Raw genomic sequence first — 18,075 nt, forward strand, 5'->3', positions numbered from 1 at the left:
ATCAGTGACCGCCCAGTTCGCGAATGGTCTGCTTGAGGTTCTCGAAGTCATACTCGGACAGGCCGACATAATCGAGCACCAGGTGCCCGACGGTATTCCATTCGTGGTCGATGCTCTGGTTGCCCAGCACCCGGTACGAAGCGCAGATGTGCTCGGCCATTTTCAGGATCGCCAGCAGGTTTTTCAGCTGGCTGTTGCGCGCCGAGTCATCGCTGAACACCGCCAGGGCGTTGTGATGGTTGGCGATGGCGTTGCTCAGGTGCTCGGGCAGGCGCCACGACTTGGCGGTGTAGTAACCGACCACCGCGTGGTTGGTGTTGAACACCTGGTTCTCGGTGTCGACCACCCGCTGCTCGGCACCGGCGCTGGCGTAGGCATCCTCGAGCACGCTCATGTACTCGGGGAAGCGTTTGAGCATCAACGGCACGCCGCAATCGTGGAACAGGCCCAGGGCATAGGCTTCGTCCACCGCCTGCGAGCCGATGCGCTTGGCCAGGGTCAGGCAGGTCATGGCTACGTCCTGGGCGGTGTCCCAGAAACGGTTGAGGGTGACGATGGTGTCGTCGCTCATCTCGCCCTTGATCGACTGGGCGTTGATCAGGTTGATGATCGAGCGGCTGCCGAGCAGGTTCACCGCGCGCTGGATCGAGGCGATCTTGTTGGTCAGGCCGTAGTACGGCGAGTTGACCAGCTTGAGCAGCGCGCCGGACAGGCCCGGGTCCTGGGAGATCAGCTTGGCGATCACCTCCAGGTCAGGGTCGGGCATGTATTGCTCGAACTGCAGGTCAACCATGATCTGCGGCTGCGGCGGTACGCTGATGCCTTGCAGGGCATGCTGGATCTGTTCGGCGGAGAGTTCCTGGGACATAAGTACACACTCGGGGCTGAGCGGCGATTCTAACCTGATCGTACTGGCCAGCGGTGAAGCTAAAGGCCATCGCTCTGTTGCAATTTGTCGCTATTCCCCATCGAGGCGTCAGGCATCGGGTTATAATCCCGCTCTTTTTTCCCGGAGCGACGTCATGTCCCTGCCCAGCCTTCGTCTCAAAGCCAATGCCGACCGCCGCCTGCGCGCCGGCCACCTGTGGGTCTACAGCAACGAAATCGACGTCGCCGCGACCCCGCTGCATGGCTTCAAGGCCGGTGACCAGGCGATCCTCGAGACCGCCGGCGGCAAGGCCCTGGGCGTCGTCGCCATGAGCCCGAACAACCTGATCTGCGCCCGCCTGCTGTCACGTGACGCCAAGCTGGCCCTGGACAAATCGCTGCTGGTGCACCGCATCAACGTAGCCCTGTCGCTGCGCGAGCGTCTGTTCGACAAGCCGTTCTACCGCCTGGTGTACGGCGATTCCGACTTGCTGCCGGGCCTGGTGGTCGATCGTTTCGGCGATATCCTGGTGGTCCAGCTCGCCTCGGCGACCATGGAACAGCACAAGGATGACGTGGTTGCCGCGCTGGTCCAGGTGCTCAAGCCCACCGGCATCCTGTTCAAGAACGACTCGGCCGCGCGCGACGCCGAAGGCCTGGGCCGTTACGTTGAAACCGTGTTCGGCCTGGTGCCGGAGTGGGTGGCCCTGGAAGAGAACGGCGTGAAGTTCGAGGCGCCGGTCATGGAAGGCCAGAAGACCGGCTGGTTCTACGACCACCGCATGAACCGCGCGCGCCTGGCGCCGTACGTCAAGGGCAAGCGCGTGCTCGACCTGTTCAGCTACATCGGCGGCTGGGGCGTGCAGGCCGGTGCCTTTGGTGCCAGCGAAGTGTTCTGCGTCGATGCCTCGGGCTTCGCTCTGGACGGCGTCGAGCGTAACGCCGGGCTCAACGGCATTGCCGAGAAGCTGACCTGCATCGAAGGCGATGTGTTCGAAGCGCTGAAAGAGCTCAAGGCCTCCGAAGAGCGTTTCGACGTGATCGTGGCCGACCCGCCCGCCTTCATCAAGCGCAAGAAAGACCTGAAAAACGGCGAAGGCGCCTACCGCCGCCTGAACGAGCAAGCCATGCGCCTGCTGACCAAGGACGGCATTCTGGTCAGCGCATCGTGCTCGATGCACCTGCCTGAAGACGACCTGCAGAACATCCTGCTGACCAGCGCCCGTCACCTGGACCGCAACATCCAGCTGCTCGAGCGCGGCGGCCAGGGCCCGGATCACCCGGTGCACCCGGCGATCCCGGAAACCCGCTACATCAAGAGCATCACCTGCCGCCTGCTGCCCAACAGCTAAGGCGGGGTGCAATAAAAAATCCCGGCCTGGTGCCGGGATTTTTTCGCCTGCAAGACGCTAGCGGTTGGGCTGCCAGGTCAGGTCGACACCATCAATGGTCAGCGTCTTGTAGCGCGGCATCACCGGTTTCATCTGGCCATGGCGGATCAGCTGAACCAGGCGCTCGGTGTTATCGCGAATACTGTGCAGGCTACCGACTTCGCGCCACTCACCCTTGCCCTCGCGGGCAAACAGAAAAACGCTGGATGCGTAGGTGTGCCGCGGGATCATCAACACTTCGTTGCGCCCGTCGCCATCCATGTCCACGCCCCACAAAAAGCAGCCCCTGCCGGTGCATTGAGTCTCGGCCATGACCATCTTGGCGAACGCCTCGCTGCCAGGCTGCTCGGGGCCCAACCATTCCAGTTTCGGCCCGCGAGTGTCTTCGCCGTACCGCGCGTGGGATTCTTCCATGATCCACTGCAGCCTCTTGCGCCCTTCAGCGTCGAACAGCTCGTCAGTCTTGAGCCGCTCTTGCAGCGCCGTGAACGCCTCACGTCCCGGCTTGCCCAGGCCGTGATACAAGGTTCTGGCATCGAATTCCTGGATCGCGGTGCGCCCGCTAAGCAAGCGCTCGACCTGGTTGTTGGCACTGAGCTGCAAAGGGTTCAGCAGCGGGGTATAGAACAGCACCACCAGCACCGCGCTGAGCAGGGCAATCCACGGGTTACTGACCCGCAGGCTATTGAGCCAGCCCTTGCCCGAGGCGAACACCGCCCACAGCGCAGCAAGGCTGTGCACCTGCATCACACCAATCAGCAACAGGGCGAGAATACGCTCAGGCGTCAGGCCGTACTGATTCACCCGCAACCAGCTTGAATAGCCCGCCAACGCCACCAGCACCGGCAAGCACAGCAAGCAGGCCTCGACCAGGCGCTTGAGCACACCCGGATAGGGATTGGCCTGATGGCCATCCTGGAACACGCCGTTGACCAAAAACAGGTTGATGGCCACCAGCAACAGCAGGATGGTGGTCGAGTAGCCGGTGTTCCAGATCGGCTGCAACCCGGTAAACGGCAGCATCAGGCTGAACAGCAAGGCGATCAGTGCGCTCAGTGGCAGCAACACACGGCACAGGGTCAGCAGCACACCGCGCAACAGGCCGATGACCTTTTCGTTCTCCAGGCCCATGCGCATCCCCAGGGAGAACACCACAGCCAGACCGATACGCACCACTGGCGCCGAGGTCAGCACATCTTCGACCTGGGGGATGCCGAGCATCAGGAACAGGCGCCCGCACAGCCACAGCAGCAGCCAGAACAACAGAGTGAACAGCAGCGCCAGGAGGACGATGAAGATGTTGTTCCAGGCATGCCGGAACAGGTCTTCATAACGCGGCCGCAGCCCTTCGCGGGTCGGCCAGCTGAGGATGAAGGCGGTGCCGATGTAGGTCACCACAACCGCGGCCAGCCATGAGCTCTGCCAGACCCAGCCCAGGGTGTCCTGGCTGAAGGTCCAGCTGCTGATAAAGCCGATCAGCAGCGTCAGGCCCAGGACCAGCCAGGCGGTACCGCGTTGCAACACCGCACTGCCGAGCAGTTGCAGGTTGACCCCGGCCACCAGCACGGCGGCGCACAGGCCAAATGGCAGCCCGGCGATATCAATCTGGATGTGCCTGGCGAAGAGGAACACCAGGCCTTGCAGCAGGCCAATGGCCAGGTAGAACAGTAAAGATCGACTTATCGCAGGCATTGCAAATCCTTTTGGCCAGTGGGGTGCGAAGCGCGCAAGTCTACCCAAAGCCTGGCAGCCGACGCCAAGGCCTTTACCTTGCGGGCTGCGCCAACGGCCAATTATCACAACGCCATTCCCTCAAGGCCGCAGCGGTGTAGAATCGGGCTATTCATCGCCAGTCATCCCCGGCGGGTTTATGAGCTCTGGCCGAGCGCACGGCGATCCCGCGGCGATCTTGGCTTCATCCGTACCAGCGGCCACCTGCCTTCGGTGCAAAGGACAAGAGAAGCTCACTCCCCTTTTTGTTACCTGATTAGCCGCCAGGAGTGCTTCATGCCTGATTACCGCTCGAAAACGTCCACCCACGGCCGCAATATGGCCGGCGCCCGCGCCCTCTGGCGTGCCACCGGGATGAAGGACGAAGACTTCAAGAAACCGATCATCGCCATCGCCAACTCGTTCACCCAGTTCGTCCCGGGCCACGTGCACCTGAAGGACCTCGGCCAGCTGGTGGCTCGCGAGATCGAACGCGCCGGTGGCGTGGCCAAGGAATTCAACACCATCGCGGTCGACGACGGCATCGCCATGGGCCATGACGGCATGCTCTATTCGCTGCCAAGCCGCGAGATCATCGCCGACTCGGTCGAGTACATGGTCAACGCCCACTGCGCCGACGCCATCGTCTGCATCTCCAACTGCGACAAGATCACCCCCGGCATGCTGATGGCCGCCCTGCGCCTGAACATCCCGGTGATCTTCGTTTCTGGCGGGCCGATGGAAGCCGGCAAGACCAAACTGGCCAGCCACGGCCTGGACCTGGTCGATGCCATGGTCATTGCCGCCGACTCCACTGCCAGCGATGAAAAAGTCGCCGAGTACGAGCGCAGCGCCTGCCCGACCTGCGGTTCGTGCTCCGGCATGTTCACCGCCAACTCGATGAACTGCCTGACCGAAGCCCTGGGCTTGGCTCTGCCGGGCAACGGTTCGACCCTGGCCACCCACAGCGACCGCGAACAGCTGTTCCTGCAGGCCGGGCGCACCATCGTCGAGCTGTGCAAGCGCTACTACGGCGACAACGACCAGAGCGTACTGCCGCGCAACATCGCCAACTTCAAGGCGTTCGAGAACGCCATGATGCTCGACATCGCCATGGGCGGTTCGACCAACACCATCCTGCACCTGCTGGCCGCCGCCCAGGAAGCCGAGATCGCTTTCGACCTGCGCGACATCGATCGCCTGTCGCGCAAAGTGCCGCAGCTGTGCAAAGTGGCGCCGAACATCCAGAAGTACCACATGGAAGACGTCCACCGCGCCGGCGGCATCTTCAGCATCCTCGGCTCGCTGGCCCGTGGCGGCCTGCTGCACACCGACCTGCCGACCGTGCACAGCCCGAGCATGGAAGAAGCCATCGCCAAGTGGGACATCACCCAGACCAGCGACGAAGCGGTGCACCACTTCTTCAAGGCGGGCCCGGCCGGTATTCCGACCCAGACCGCGTTCAGCCAGTCGACCCGCTGGCCGAGCCTGGACGACGACCGTGAAAACGGCTGCATCCGCAGCGTCGAGCACGCCTACTCGCAAGAAGGCGGCCTGGCCGTGCTGTACGGCAACATCGCCCTGGACGGCTGCGTGGTGAAAACCGCCGGCGTCGACGAGTCGATCCACGTCTTCGAAGGCAACGCCAAGATCTTCGAAAGCCAGGACAGCGCCGTGCGCGGCATCCTTGCTGACGAAGTGAAGGCCGGTGACATCGTCATCATCCGCTACGAAGGCCCGAAAGGCGGCCCGGGCATGCAAGAGATGCTCTACCCGACCTCGTACCTCAAGTCCAAGGGCCTGGGCAAAGCCTGCGCCCTGCTCACCGACGGCCGTTTCTCTGGCGGCACCTCGGGCCTGTCGATCGGCCACGCTTCGCCAGAAGCCGCAGCCGGCGGCGCTATCGGCTTGGTGCAGGACGGCGACAAGGTGCTGATCGACATCCCCAACCGCTCGATCAACCTGCTGGTCAGCGATGAAGAGCTGGCGGCGCGCCGTGTCGAGCAAGACAAGAAAGGCTGGAAGCCGGTCGAAGCGCGCCCACGCAAAGTGACCACGGCGCTCAAGGCCTACGCCCTGCTGGCGACCAGCGCCGACAAGGGCGCGGTACGTAACAAGGCACTGCTCGACGGGCTGTAAGCAGAAAAGCATCGCGGGGCAAGCCCGCTCCCACAGGTGTGGGAGCGGGCTTGCCCCGCGATGGCCTCAACTCAGTACTTGGCCCGTACAGTAAAGGTCAGGTTGCGCGGTTCGCCATAGAAGTTCGACCCCCACGAACTGTCCACCCGCTCATAGTAGGTACGATCGAACAGGTTGTTGGCCGTCAGCGTTGCCGACAGGTTCTGGTTGATTTTGTACCCTACCTGGGCCGTGGCAATGCTGTAGCCGCCCTGGACGAAGTCGACGTCACGCTTGTAGTAGGTGGCGCTCACCGCCCGTAGCCCGCCACCGACACTGAAGTCCTTCAACGGGCCATCGGCGAACTCGTAGCGCGTCCACAGGTTGAAGTTGTGCTTGGGGGTGATGGTGGTGCCCTGGTTGGTGTCTTCGCCGCTCAGCGACTTGAGCATGGTGAAGGCGTAGCCGGTGCTGATGCTCCAGTTGTCGGTGAGGTTGCCGCTCAGCTCGGTTTCCCAACCCTGGCTACGGATCTTGCCTTGCGGCTCGTAGTACTGGTTGTTGGCGACCAGCTCGGCGCGGTTTTCGTCGTAGATGCGAAACAGCGCCACGCTGCCATTCAAGCGCCCCTCATAAAACTCGCGCTTGAGGCCGATTTCGTACTGCTTGCCTTTGCGCGGGGCGATGGTCTCGCCGCCGGCATTCACATCGGTCTGCGGCTTGAACACGCTGGTGTAGCTGGCATAGGCCGACAGTTCCGGGGTCAGTTTGGCCACCAGCGCGCCATAGGGGATGACCTTGCGGTTGATGCTCGACTCGGTGCTGTTGAAGTTGTTGAAGAAGGCGTTGGCGTTGTGCGCTTCGCTTTCGAACCAGGTCACCCGGCTGCCGAGGATCACGTCCAGCCAGTCGGTGGCGCTGATCTTGGTGCGGGCGTAGAGGCCGTACTGGTGCGATTTCGACCAGTTGCCGTTGTCCATTTGGTACTTCTGCTTAGGGATATTGATGCTGCCCGGGTCGAACACGTTGGTGTCGAAGTATTCTCCGCCGCCGTAGGTGAAGTCCTTGTCCAGGTGCTGGTATTCGGCGCCCACCGTCAGCTCGTGGGTACGGCCAAAGGCTTCCACTGGCAAGGTCACGAAGCTGTCCAGGCCCAGGGTCTTGATGTGCGTGTAGTAGGAATAGGCCACGGCCGAGCTGGCGCCGGTGGCCGGGTCGACCGCACCGTCGCTCCAGGTGAAGTTGCGGGTCGGGGTCTCGGCGTCGCGGTAGGTCAGCGAGGTCTTGAACTGGCCGCCGTTGTCCAGGGCATGATCGACTTCGAAGAAGCTTTCCCAGACGTGCTCGTCCAGTTCGTTCCATTTGGCATCGACAAAGGTCGAGCGCTTGACGTCCAGCAGCTTGCCATTGGCGTACGCCGGCAGGCCGAACGCCGGGGTGGAGTGGTTTTTCTGATAGGCGCCGCCCAGCGATAGGGTGGTGTCCGGGGTCACGTCGTATTCCAGCCGGCCGTAAACCATTGGCCGCTCGTTCTGGGCGTAGTCGACGAAGGACTTGTTGTCTTCGTAGGCGGTGACGAAGCGCCCGCGCAGGCTGCCGTCGCTGTTGAGCGGGCCGGTGATGTCGACGGTCGAGTGGTAATGATCGTAGGAGCCTGCCGACAGCTCGCCGCTCAGGGCGAACTGGCCTAGGGCGCGCTTGCGCACCAGGTTGATGGTGCCACCAGGTTCACCCGCGCCCTGGTACAGGCCGGAAGGCCCGCGCAGCACTTCGACGCGGTCGAACATCGCCAGGTCGAAGCTGGTCATCAGGTCGCCCTGGCCAGTCATTTGCGAAACACCATCGACCTGCACCTGATCGACCAGGAAGCCGCGCATGTACACGTCGTTGAGGCTGGAGCCGGAGTTGTAGCTTTTGATCGTCGCCCCGGTCACCTGACGCATGGCGTCCTGCAGGCTGTTCATGTTCTGGTCGTCCAGGCGCTGGCGGGTGACCACCGACACCGACTGCGGAATGTCCTTGAGCTTCTGTTCGCCCTTGCCGATGGTCAACGCACCGGTGGTGTAGGACTGGCTGCCTTCGGTAGTAGCCCCAAGCACCTTGCCGCCGACCATGGTCGCGCCCAACTGCAGCGCCGCCTCTTCACCCTGGCGTTTTTCCAGGGTCACGCTGTCGCGATCGATGTAGCTGGCGCTCAGGCCGGTGCCAGCCAGCAGGCGGGCCAACGCCTGGTCCTGTGGATAACTGCCGCTGATGCCCGGGGAGCGCAAGCCCTGAGTGACCTCGGCGCCGACCAGCACCTGCACCCGGGTAACCGCACTGAAAGCCGCCAGCGCTGCATCCAGCGATTGCGCCGGAATCTCGAAGCGATACTCCTGCGCTTGCGCGGCAGGCGCGGCCAGTATCGGCGTTGCCAGTGTGCCGCAGCACAGGGCAATGGCCAGGCTCAGCAGGGTGGGCACGCCGGGCAGGCGCCGGGTGGCGGTGGTATGTTCCATCAGTGAAGCTCCCCAGAATCGTCGAAGTCGTTGAATAGCGCCGCACTGTCTGAGAGTGCTTATTATTTGCGCCTACGAGATCAAGGACGTCAGCTACTGGGGAAACCCTGAAACTTTCGTAAGAAATTTTTCAGCCCTCACGCAACACCCGCAGATACGGGGTGTAATGCTCGGCGCGCAGGCCCAGGGTGTGGGTCAGGGCCTTGAGCACCGCCTCGGGCTTGTCGATCTCGAACACCCCCGAGACCTTGCGCTGGCGCAGGCCCTCGCCCAGCACCAGGGTCTGCCCCGGCCAGTAGCGGTTGAGGGCATCGACCACTTCGACCAGCGGCTGTTCGCGGAACACCAGCTGGCGTTGGCGCCAGGCGAACTCGGCGGCCACATCGAAAGCATGTGCTGAACCCAGTTGTGTGCCGCGATACTCGACGGCGCGACCAGGCTCCAGCAGCACCGACTGATGGCTGTCGGCACCGACCTGGACCTTGCCCTGGGCAACCCGCACTCGGGTCTGGTCACCTTCCCGGGCGACGCTGAAACGCGTGCCCACCACCTTCACCCAGCCATCGCCGGAGCGAATCACGAATGGCCGCGCCGGATCATGGCTGACCTCGAACCACGCCTCGCCACGCAGCAGCCGCACCCGCCGCTCGCCACCTGCCAATTCGACCTGCACGGCCGTGTCGGTGTTGAGCTGCAGTTGCGAACCGTCCGCCAAGGCAATGCTGCGCGACTCGCCAGTGGCGGTGGCGTAGTCGGCACGCCAGCGGTCCGGCCAGGGGCTATTCACCAGTAAAGCGACCATCAGCAATACCGCCGCGGCACTCGCCCAGAGCTGCAGCCGCGGTCGGCGCCAACGCGCGCGCTGGGCCTGACGCAGTTGCCGTGCCGGCTCACGCAGGGCCCCGAGCAGGCCAAGCACCTCGTCCCAGGCCTGGGCCTGTTCCGGGCCCTGGCCCAGCCAGGCGCTGAAGGCCTCACGTTCTGCGGGCGTGACGTCGTCGGCCTGCAGGCGGTAGTACCAGCCACTGGCTTCGGCGAACAGGTCGTCGGCATCCGTGGCGTGAGGGTCGGTCATCGGGGTATCCGTCACTGCAAATGGCCGGTTCATGGACGCGGCCCCGGCGTGCCACTGAGCAAGCGCGCCTTGATAAAGGCCCGGCAGTCGATCAGCGCACGGCGCAATTGGTATTCGACACTACGCGGGGAAATCTGCAGCCGCTCGCCAATTTCCCGGTAGGAACATTCGTCGACATGATAAAGCAGGAAGATATGCCGGGTCGCCTCGGGCAGGGCCTGAATGGCCTCGTGCATCAGCGCTTGTTCCTGCAGCGCCGAGAGTTGCTCGTCGGCCCCGGGCGTTTCGCAGGCCAGCTCGTCGCTGGGCTCACCGCCGTCCAGGCGCTCGCGGCGGATGGCCTGGCGCTGGTGGTCACGGATCAGGTTGCTGGCAATGGTGAAAAGAAAGGCCGGCAGGTTGTCGATCTTCTTGTCGGCAGGCAGCCGCGCCAGGCGCAGGAAAGACTCCTGGGTCAGGTCGGCTGCCACCTGCGAATTGCCCGTGCGGCGCGCAACAAAGGCTTCCAGCGCTTTCTTGTGCTCGGCAAACAGGCGGGCAATCTGCGTATTCCACGAAGACACGGTACTTCCTGGCGATGGACCTCAAGGTGCGCGCACGCTAGCAGAAGATGAGATGAATTCGCAATTGATATCTATTTTGCTTACTGAATCTGCTCCGGCGTAACGATCACCCAGTTCTTGTCCGCCGTCACCGGCAAGCCTTCCTTGGCCTGCGCCGCGGCATGCTTGGCGATCATGCCGTTGAGCTGGTCCATGTACTTGGCCTTACGGTTTATCCACAGGTGGATGCCGCCCTTGGCCACGTCGACGCTATGAAACTGCATGTAGCCGTCACTGGTCGGAGTATCGCCACCGACCAGCACCGGCTTCTTCCATTCGTCGATATAGGTGAGGATGGCCGCCTGCTTGCCGGCCATCCAGGTGGCCGGGGTCCACAGATACGGGGTCAGCTCAAGGCCCATGTTGGCCTGCGGGTCATAGCTGCCGGCGCTGATCTGCTTGCGCGCGGTGGTCAGGGCGCCGCTGTTGCGGTCCTTGAGCAGCAAACTGACGCCGATCACGTTCTGCGGTTTGACGTTGTAGCCGTACTTGGGGTCGGCAGCGACCATGCGCACCAGCTCTTCGGAGGCGGCGCTGATCACGTAGACCTCAATGCCGTTCTCCATCAGCTTGTTGAACAGCTCGGCCTGGCCGGCGAACACTTTCGGCGGTTGCACCTCGATGGGCTTGACCTGATCACCCTCGTAATAGGTGCTCGGCACCGGCTTGCCCGAGGCCATCAGCTCGTCGACATAGCCCTTGAGCTCCTTGAGGGTAAAACCGGAAAACACCTGGGCGACCCAGGGGTAGCAGACCATGTCGTCGATTTCGCAGAGCCGATAGTAGTAGCTGAACAGGCTCTCCTTGTGCTCGGCGGTGTCTTTGAAGGGGATGAGCTTGAGCGACGGGTCGAGTTTGTCGCGGCTGAGCAGGCCCTTGTTCTCCATGAACGGCAGCAGCGATTCTTCGAGGTCGAAGCGGTAGCTGGTGTTGTCCATGTCGAAGACCGCATAGTTGCCCTTATTGGCATTGGCCGCGATCATGCTGTCCAGTTGCTTGGCAGCCTCGGCCGGCCAGTGCTTGAGCTCGGTGGCCCAGCTGTGCCCGGTAAGCAACAGGGCGAGGCCGGCGGCGAGGATTTTCGGGGCAGACGTCATGTGCTTTTCTCCAGAAAAGTGGCCCGCCCACGCTAGCAAAGCCTGCAATGCGCACCGACCCGACAGCGACACCGACACGCCCCTGAGCGGCCACGAGCATTCTGTTTGCGACCTGGCGTTATTCCAAAAACGACTATCGAAATTCCATTTCGATATAAATTCGTTGGTTTTCATGCTGTTAGCATTTCTGTTCGCAATCGCACACAGAGGCGATGCCCCGCCTTTTTTCCTGGAGCTTCAATGAATCTGCCGTTGTCTCTCAATCTGCTGGCGTTCCTGGCCTTGCTACTAGGCCTGGCGCAAACCCGTCATGGCAACTGGAGCCTGGCCAAGAAAGTGCTGGTCGGCCTGGTCCTCGGCGTGCTGTTTGGCGCTGCCCTGCATGCCATTTACGGCGCCGGCAACCCGGTCCTCAAGGCCACCATCAGTTGGCTCGACCTGGTCGGCAACGGCTACGTGCAGTTGCTGCAGATGATCGTCATGCCGCTGATCTTCGCCTCGATCCTCAGTGCCGTGGCGCGCCTGCACAATGCTTCGTCGCTGGGCAAGATCAGCTTCCTGACCATCGGCACGCTGCTGTTCACCACGGCCATCGCCGCGCTGATCGGTATCGTGCTGACCAACCTGTTTGGCCTGACCGCCGAAGGCCTGGTGGCCGGTACCGCCGAAACCGCGCGCATGGCGGCGATCCAGAGCGACTACGTGGGCAAGGTCACCGACCTGAACATCCCGCAATTGCTGCTGTCGTTCATCCCCAGCAACCCGGTAGGCGACCTGGCCCGGGCCAAGCCGACCTCGATCATCAGCGTGGTGATCTTTGCCGTGTTCCTCGGCATGGCCGCCCTGCAGTTGCTCAAGGATGACGCCGAGAAGGGCAACCGCGCCCTGGCCGCCATCGACACCCTGCAAGCCTGGGTGATGCGCCTGGTGCGCCTGGTGATGAAGCTCACCCCCTACGGCGTGCTGGCGTTGATGACCAAGGTAGTGGCCAGCTCGAACCTCGACGACATCCTCAAGCTCGGCAGCTTCGTGGTGGTCTCGTACATCGGCCTGGGCCTGATGTTCGTGGTACACGGCGTGCTGCTGGCGATGAGCGGCGTCAACCCGCTGCGCTTCTTCCGCAAGGTCTGGCCGGTACTGACCTTCGCCTTCACCAGCCGCTCCAGCGCCGCCAGCATCCCGCTGAGCATCGAGGCGCAAACCCTGCGCCTGGGTATTCCGCAGTCGATCGCAAGCTTTGCCGCGTCATTTGGCGCAACCATTGGCCAGAACGGCTGTGCCGGCCTGTACCCGGCAATGTTGGCGGTGATGGTGGCGCCAGCGGTGGGCATCGATCCGTTTGACCCGCTGTGGATTGCCACCCTGGTGGCGATCGTCACCCTGAGCTCGGCAGGTGTTGCCGGTGTCGGCGGCGGTGCGACGTTCGCGGCGCTGATCGTATTGCCGGCCATGGGCTTGCCGGTGGAGCTGGTGGCCTTGCTGATCTCGGTCGAGCCGCTGATCGACATGGGCCGCACGGCGCTGAACGTCAACGGCTCAATGACGGCCGGGGCGATTACCAGCCAGATGCTCAAACAGACCGACAAGTCGGTGCTGGATGCGCAGGAACATGCGCAGCTGACGCACTCCTGACGACCTCATCGCGGGGCCACAACTTGCCCCGCGATGCATTTCAGGCCTTTTCCCAGACCTCGAAGTGATACGCCGGCTTGTCACCCTCAGCCGGATTGGCCTGAGTCGACGCCAGCTTCCACTGCGCCGGATCAAACTCAGGAAACCACGCATCCCCTTGCGGGCTGAGCTCAACCCGGGTCAGGTACAGGCGATCCGCCAGGCCGCGCTCGATGGCCTGGGTATACAGCTGCGCGCCGCCGATCAGCATCAGCTCGTCGACGCCCTGCGCCAGTGCCCACTGCTCGGCACGCTCAATGGCAGCCTCCAGCGAGGCGAACACTTCGGCACCTTCGAGCTGCAAGCCCGGCTGGCGGCTGACCACCAGGTTCAGGCGCCCCGGCAGTGGGCGACCCAGCGAATCCCAGGTCTTGCGCCCCATGATGATCGGCTTGCCCAGGGTGGTGGCCTTGAAATACTTGAAATCCCCCGGCAAGTGCCAGGGCATGCTGTTGTCGATGCCGATCACGCGGTTCTCGGCGAGGGCCGCGATCAGGCTGAGGGGGAGTGATGTTTTCATGCCGGCGAGGATAGCAAAGCCCGATCTTCGATGCCTGGGTTATGCTTTGGGCTGACTTGATCAATGGAAGACCGTGTGACTGCACTGACTGACCTGGACAAACGCTGGCTCACCGAAGCCGTGCGCCTGCGCGAAGAACATGCAGGCCCCTTGGAAGACCAGGAAGCCAACCGCCGCGCCCGCCAGGCAGGCGGCGACCTGCCGGCGCGCATCGAAAGCCGCGCCCTGTGGCTGGCCGAACGCGACGGCATGCGCAGCGCCCTGCAACACTGGAAACAAGGCGCTCGCCTGGCGCTGGCAGCCCTGGTGGTACTGGCCGTGCTCAGCGGCGCCGGCCTGGCCCTGGCCGCCCTCGGCGACAGCCTGCGCCCGGTCAACGTGTTCTGGGCCCTGGGCAGCCTGCTCGGGTTGAACCTGCTGCTGTTGCTGGGCTGGCTGCTGGGCTTTTTTCTGGCCGGTGAACAGGGCGCCAGCCTTGGTCGCCTGTGGCTGTGGCTGAGCGAAAAATTCGCCCGCGATGCCCAGGCCGCACACCTGGCCCCCGCCCTGCTGGTGATGCTGCAGCGACAAAAACTCAATCGCTGGCTGCTCGGCCTGTTGGTGCACAGCCTGTGGCTGCTGGCCTTGAGCGCTGCGCTGTTGATGCTGCTGATGCTGCTGGCCACCCGACGTTACGGCTTCGTCTGGGAAACCACCATTCTCGGCGCCGACACCTTCGTCGCCCTGACCCAGGCCCTTGGCGCCCTGCCCGCATTACTCGGCTTCAGCGTGCCGGACGTGGCCATGATCCGCGCCAGCGGCGACACGCAACCGGCACTTGAGCTGGCCCGCCAGGCCTGGGCCGGCTGGCTGCTCGGCGTGCTGCTGGTATACGGTATCGTTCCGCGCCTGCTGCTTGCCGCCCTGTGCCTGTGGCGCTGGCGCAGTGGCCGGGCACGCCTGCAACTGGACCTCAAGCTGCCCGGCTACAGCCAGCTGCGCGATGTGCTGATGCCCAGCAGCGAACGCCTGGGCGTCAACGACGCCGCGCCTGATGCCTTGCCGCAGATCGTGCGTGGCGTTGGTGAAGAACACAGCGAAGGCGCCCTGCTGGTCGGCCTGGAGCTGGACGACAAACGCCCGTGGCCACCTACCCTGCCGGCAACGGTGAGCAACGCCGGTATCCTCGATAGCCGCGAGTCGCGCAACAAACTGCTGGAACAGCTCAGCCGTTTTCCGCCAGCGCGCCTGGCGATTGCCTGCGACCCGCGCCGCTCGCCCGACCGCGGCAGCCTGGCGCTACTCGCCGAGCTTGCGCGCAATGCCGGGGCCACGCGCATCTGGCTGCTGCAGGCAATGCCCGGTCAGGCGCTGGACGCTGAACGCCTGGGCGACTGGCATCAGGCCCTGGAACAGCTGGGTTTGAGCTACGCCGACAGCGCCCCGCTGAACTGGCTGGAGCATGGCCATGACTAAGCCGCTGAAACTGGCCGTGGTCGGCCACACCAACGTTGGCAAGACCTCGCTGCTGCGCACCCTGACCCGCGATGTCGGCTTCGGCGAGGTCTCGCATCGGCCGAGCACCACCCGTCATGTCGAGGGCGCACGCCTGTCGGTGGACGGCGAGCCGTTGCTCGAACTCTACGACACCCCGGGGCTGGAAGACGCCATCGCCCTGCTCGACTACCTTGAGCGCCTGGAACGGCCGGGCGAACGCCTCGATGGCCCGGCACGGCTGGAGCGCTTTCTGCAGGGTAGCGAGGCGCGCCAGCGTTTCGAGCAGGAGGCCAAGGTGCTGCGCCAACTGCTGGCCAGCGATGCCGGCCTGTATGTGATCGATGCCCGCGAGCCGGTGTTGGCCAAGTACCGCGACGAACTGCAAGTGCTGGCCGGCTGCGGCAGGCCGTTGCTACCGGTGCTCAACTTCGTCGCCAGTAGCGACCATCGCGAAGCTGACTGGCGCGAAGCCCTGGCGCGCCTGGGGCTGCATGCGCTGGTGCGCTTCGACAGCGTCGCCCCGCCAGAAGACGGCGAGCGCCGCCTGTACGAAAGCCTGGCGTTGATGCTGGAGCACTCACGACCAGCGCTGCAACGCCTGATCGACGATCAGCAGGCCCAGCGCCAGGCCCGGCGTGAAAGCGCCAAGCGCCTGGTCGCCGACCTGCTGCTCGACTGCGCCGCTTGCCGGCGCAGTGTGGTCGCCGAGCCTGGCGCCGAAGCCGTGGCCATCGAAGCCCTGCGCCGCGATGTGCGCCAGCGCGAGCAACGCTGCGTCGAAGCGCTGCTCAAGCTCTATGCGTTTCGCAAGGAAGACGCCGCCAGCAGCGACCTGCCTTTGCTCGACGGGCGCTGGGGCGATGACCTGTTCAACCCGGAAACCCTCAAGCTGCTCGGTGTACGCCTGGGCAGTGGCGTGGCAGCCGGTGCGGCGGCCGGGGCCGGGGTCGATTTGCTGGTCGGCGGCCTGACCCTCGGTGCCGCGGCGCTGGCCGGGGCGATAGCCGGCGGGGCACTACAGACTGCCCGCAGCTACGGCTCGCGCCTGCTCGGCAAACTCAAGGGCCAGCGCGAGTTGACGGTGGACGACAGTGTGTTGCGCCTGCTGGCGTTGCGTCAGCATCAGCTGATTCACGCCCTGGATGCCCGTGGCCATGCGGCGCTGGAGCGGATCAAGCTGGCGGCGCCACAAGAGCAGACCTGGCGCGAAGGCAAGCTGCCGCAAGCGCTGGGCAAGGCCCGGGCGCATCCGCAGTGGTCGTCGCTCAATCCCGGGGCGAAAGTGAATCAGGCCGAGCGCCAGGAGCAGATAGATGCGCTAGTGCAGGAGCTTTAGCGCCTTGCCCTTGAGCAGTTGCAGGTCAATCACCGGCACATCCATCTCCTTGGCCAGCTCATCCCACTGGCGCATGCGCAGGCTCACCGCACACAGTGGGTCTTGCTCGAAGGCATCGGCCTCGGCCTCGCTCATCACCCCGCCCTGGTACTCCAGAGTGCGCCGGCTGGCCTCACTCAGGCGTTGGTAATAACCCGGCTGGCGCAAGGTCAGGTAGCGCTTGGCCTCGACGTGGTACTCCACCAGCCTGGCCAAACGCTCGCTGAAGCCGCAGCGGCGCAGGTAGTTGGCGCCAACACGCTCATGGCTGACCACGCCATAGCCGCCCATGTCGCCTTCGGCGCTGCCACAGATATGGCCGATGTCATGGAAGAACGCCGCCAGTACCACCTCGTCGTCATAGCCCTCGGCCAACGCCAGCTGCGCCGCCTGGGACATATGCTCGAGCTGCGAAACCGGCTCGCCGATGTAGTCCTCATTGCCATGCTGCTGATACAAGGCGAAGACCTCGCTGACAATCTGTTCGGCACTAACCATGATCAGTCACTCTCCTCCAGCAAACGGGCGATATGTTGCTCGGCCAGGGCCGGGCCGACGCTCATGCCGACGCCGCTGTGCATCAGCGCAGCACTGATACCCGGCGCCACCTGCAGCAAGGAAAACGGCCCCGGCCCGCCTGAACCATAGACGCCCTGCCAGCGTTCGGCCACCTCGATGCGCCCGCCCAGGGTCTGCTCGGCCAGCTCGATCATCCAGTTGTCGACCTGCTCGGCGTTGAACGGTGAAGCATCGCTGCCATAGGCATGGGAGTCGCCGATGATCAGCTCGCCATGGGGCGTCGGGCTGATCAGCAGGTGGATGCCATGCTCCAGCAGGTGCGGGCTGTTGGCCTGCAGTTGCGCTTTCAGCACCTGGGCCTGCGGCAGGTCGGCGAAGGCGCCGTAGTGCACACAGCTCAGGCCGGTCAGCAAGGCGTGCTGCAGGTCGAGCTTGAAGCGCGGCCGGGCGCGCAGCATCTGCAGACGGCAAACCTGCGGTTGCAGGGCGGCGATGGGTTCGGCGAGCAGGGTCTGGTAGTCGTGGCCGGAGCAGACCACGATCTGTCTGGCGCTGAAGTCCCCCGCCGTGGTCGATACGCGACCAGGTTCGATAGCACGTACCAAGGTTGAAAAGTGAAACGCTACATCCAGTTCCTGCTGCAAGAAGCGGATCAGGCTCGGCAGCGCTTCGCGGGAATACAACTGCTGGTCTTGCAAGCCACGCAAGGCCGCGCGGTGGTGGCGGAACTGGCCGCCGTACAGGTCGTTCAAGGCGGCGCCGCTGAGCAGTTCCACCTGGTAATCATGTTGTGGCGCGCGCTCGGCACAGAAGGCTTCGAGCAGTTCCAGCTCCAGCGCAGTGCGGGCAAACAACAGCGAGCCATTGGCCTTGAGCTCGAAGCCGGCCTGCTGCGCCCAGTGCTTCCAGATACCACTGCTGGCCTTGGCCAGTTCGAGCATCTGGCCGGGTGGCTGGCCGGTTACCAGGGCCTGGCCGAAGTTGCGCACCGAAGCGCCCAGGGGCGTCGCGCTGCGCTCGAAGACCCGCACTTTGAGCCCACGCCGGGCAGCGGCGTAGGCATGGGACAGGCCGAGGATGCCGGCGCCGACGATGAGTAGATCGGTCATCTGAGGTTCCTTGAAGAATGCTATCGCGGGGCAAGCCCGCTCCTACA

At 64.0% G+C, this 18,075-nt stretch carries 14 protein-coding genes; 5 read left to right on the plus strand and 9 right to left on the minus strand.

The window, feature by feature from the left end; all coding sequences use genetic code 11:
* Window position 1: 1 nt before the first annotated feature.
* Window positions 2-868, minus strand: coding sequence for an HDOD domain-containing protein (locus tag JYG36_RS26100; protein ID WP_045201871.1), 867 nt, complete (start codon window positions 866-868; stop codon window positions 2-4).
* A 154-nt stretch (window positions 869-1,022) separates the two neighbouring features.
* On the opposite strand from JYG36_RS26100, the gene JYG36_RS26105 reads away from it, so the two are divergent.
* Window positions 1,023-2,219 carry a class I SAM-dependent rRNA methyltransferase gene (locus JYG36_RS26105; protein WP_010222172.1) on the plus strand — a complete coding sequence of 399 codons (1,197 nt, stop codon included), beginning with the start codon at window positions 1,023-1,025 and terminating at the stop codon, window positions 2,217-2,219.
* A 57-nt stretch (window positions 2,220-2,276) separates the two neighbouring features.
* On the opposite strand, the gene JYG36_RS26110 is transcribed toward JYG36_RS26105, so the two are convergent.
* Window positions 2,277-3,950, minus strand: a complete 1,674-nt coding sequence (locus JYG36_RS26110; RefSeq protein ID WP_045201869.1) for a DUF4153 domain-containing protein — start codon at window positions 3,948-3,950, stop codon at window positions 2,277-2,279.
* A 315-nt stretch (window positions 3,951-4,265) separates the two neighbouring features.
* Here JYG36_RS26110 and ilvD point away from each other — a divergent pair, with 315 nt between their 5' ends.
* Window positions 4,266-6,107: a dihydroxy-acid dehydratase gene (gene ilvD, locus JYG36_RS26115; protein ID WP_093377274.1), complete on the plus strand. Its 1,842-nt coding sequence runs from the start codon at window positions 4,266-4,268 to the stop codon at window positions 6,105-6,107.
* 71 nt (window positions 6,108-6,178) lie between these two features.
* Here the strand turns inward: ilvD and JYG36_RS26120 are convergent, their stop codons facing one another.
* From JYG36_RS26120 to JYG36_RS26135, 4 genes are all read right to left on the minus strand, one after another.
* Complete coding sequence (locus JYG36_RS26120) at window positions 6,179-8,584, minus strand: TonB-dependent siderophore receptor (protein ID WP_213602743.1); 2,406 nt, start codon at window positions 8,582-8,584, stop codon at window positions 6,179-6,181.
* A gap of 130 nt (window positions 8,585-8,714) precedes the next feature.
* Window positions 8,715-9,659: a FecR family protein gene (locus JYG36_RS26125; RefSeq protein WP_093377281.1), complete on the minus strand. Its 945-nt coding sequence runs from the start codon at window positions 9,657-9,659 to the stop codon at window positions 8,715-8,717.
* Window positions 9,660-9,688: 29 nt separating this feature from the next.
* Entirely contained in the window at window positions 9,689-10,222 is a 534-nt protein-coding gene (locus tag JYG36_RS26130) for an RNA polymerase sigma factor (protein WP_093377285.1), read from the minus strand.
* A gap of 80 nt (window positions 10,223-10,302) precedes the next feature.
* On the minus strand, window positions 10,303-11,358 hold the full coding sequence (locus JYG36_RS26135) for an HAD family hydrolase (protein WP_093377290.1): 1,056 nt from the start codon (window positions 11,356-11,358) through the stop codon (window positions 10,303-10,305).
* 240 nt (window positions 11,359-11,598) lie between these two features.
* Between JYG36_RS26135 and JYG36_RS26140 the strand changes: the two genes are divergently transcribed.
* Window positions 11,599-12,990: an L-cystine transporter gene (locus tag JYG36_RS26140; protein WP_045201857.1), complete on the plus strand. Its 1,392-nt coding sequence runs from the start codon at window positions 11,599-11,601 to the stop codon at window positions 12,988-12,990.
* A gap of 40 nt (window positions 12,991-13,030) precedes the next feature.
* Here the strand turns inward: JYG36_RS26140 and JYG36_RS26145 are convergent, their stop codons facing one another.
* Window positions 13,031-13,549 carry a dihydrofolate reductase gene (locus JYG36_RS26145; RefSeq protein ID WP_213602745.1) on the minus strand — a complete coding sequence of 173 codons (519 nt, stop codon included), beginning with the start codon at window positions 13,547-13,549 and terminating at the stop codon, window positions 13,031-13,033.
* A gap of 63 nt (window positions 13,550-13,612) precedes the next feature.
* Here JYG36_RS26145 and JYG36_RS26150 point away from each other — a divergent pair, with 63 nt between their 5' ends.
* Both JYG36_RS26150 and JYG36_RS26155 read left to right on the plus strand, forming a co-directional pair.
* The gene (locus JYG36_RS26150) at window positions 13,613-15,004 is read left to right on the plus strand and encodes a DUF2868 domain-containing protein (RefSeq protein ID WP_093377299.1); all 1,392 of its coding nucleotides are present in this window, start codon (window positions 13,613-13,615) and stop codon (window positions 15,002-15,004) included.
* Complete coding sequence (locus JYG36_RS26155) at window positions 14,997-16,361, plus strand: GTPase/DUF3482 domain-containing protein (RefSeq protein ID WP_045201852.1); 1,365 nt, start codon at window positions 14,997-14,999, stop codon at window positions 16,359-16,361. Before JYG36_RS26150 ends, JYG36_RS26155 begins: the two co-directional genes overlap by 8 nt.
* Here JYG36_RS26155 and JYG36_RS26160 read toward each other — a convergent pair.
* Together JYG36_RS26160 and JYG36_RS26165 are read right to left on the minus strand one after the other, a co-directional pair.
* Complete coding sequence (locus JYG36_RS26160; RefSeq protein WP_045201848.1) at window positions 16,344-16,898, minus strand: phosphonate degradation HD-domain oxygenase; 555 nt, start codon at window positions 16,896-16,898, stop codon at window positions 16,344-16,346. The genes JYG36_RS26155 and JYG36_RS26160 overlap by 18 nt on opposite strands.
* Window positions 16,899-16,900: 2 nt before the next feature.
* A complete protein-coding gene (locus JYG36_RS26165) occupies window positions 16,901-18,028 on the minus strand; it encodes a TIGR03364 family FAD-dependent oxidoreductase (protein ID WP_213602746.1) in 1,128 nt (375 codons plus the stop codon).
* Window positions 18,029-18,075: the final 47 nt, after the last annotated feature.

The sequence above is a fragment of the Pseudomonas sp. SORT22 genome (assembly GCF_018417635.1).
In the GTDB taxonomy this organism is placed as follows: Bacteria; Pseudomonadota; Gammaproteobacteria; order Pseudomonadales; family Pseudomonadaceae; genus Aquipseudomonas.

What these genes read in the sequence shown, in the direction of transcription:
- JYG36_RS26125 (WP_093377281.1), bottom strand. Translation starts at nt 9,659, where the DNA reads ATGACCGACCCTCACGCCACGGATGCCGACGACCTGTTCGCCGAAGCC.
- JYG36_RS26145 (WP_213602745.1), bottom strand. Translation starts at nt 13,549, where the DNA reads ATGAAAACATCACTCCCCCTCAGCCTGATCGCGGCCCTCGCCGAGAAC.
- JYG36_RS26155 (WP_045201852.1), top strand. Translation starts at nt 14,997, where the DNA reads ATGACTAAGCCGCTGAAACTGGCCGTGGTCGGCCACACCAACGTTGGC.
- JYG36_RS26105 (WP_010222172.1), top strand. Translation starts at nt 1,023, where the DNA reads ATGTCCCTGCCCAGCCTTCGTCTCAAAGCCAATGCCGACCGCCGCCTG.
- JYG36_RS26100 (WP_045201871.1), bottom strand. Translation starts at nt 868, where the DNA reads ATGTCCCAGGAACTCTCCGCCGAACAGATCCAGCATGCCCTGCAAGGC.
- JYG36_RS26110 (WP_045201869.1), bottom strand. Translation starts at nt 3,950, where the DNA reads ATGCCTGCGATAAGTCGATCTTTACTGTTCTACCTGGCCATTGGCCTG.
- JYG36_RS26140 (WP_045201857.1), top strand. Translation starts at nt 11,599, where the DNA reads ATGAATCTGCCGTTGTCTCTCAATCTGCTGGCGTTCCTGGCCTTGCTA.
- JYG36_RS26135 (WP_093377290.1), bottom strand. Translation starts at nt 11,358, where the DNA reads ATGACGTCTGCCCCGAAAATCCTCGCCGCCGGCCTCGCCCTGTTGCTT.
- ilvD (WP_093377274.1), top strand. Translation starts at nt 4,266, where the DNA reads ATGCCTGATTACCGCTCGAAAACGTCCACCCACGGCCGCAATATGGCC.
- JYG36_RS26165 (WP_213602746.1), bottom strand. Translation starts at nt 18,028, where the DNA reads ATGACCGATCTACTCATCGTCGGCGCCGGCATCCTCGGCCTGTCCCAT.
- JYG36_RS26120 (WP_213602743.1), bottom strand. Translation starts at nt 8,584, where the DNA reads ATGGAACATACCACCGCCACCCGGCGCCTGCCCGGCGTGCCCACCCTG.
- JYG36_RS26150 (WP_093377299.1), top strand. Translation starts at nt 13,613, where the DNA reads ATGGAAGACCGTGTGACTGCACTGACTGACCTGGACAAACGCTGGCTC.
- JYG36_RS26160 (WP_045201848.1), bottom strand. Translation starts at nt 16,898, where the DNA reads ATGGTTAGTGCCGAACAGATTGTCAGCGAGGTCTTCGCCTTGTATCAG.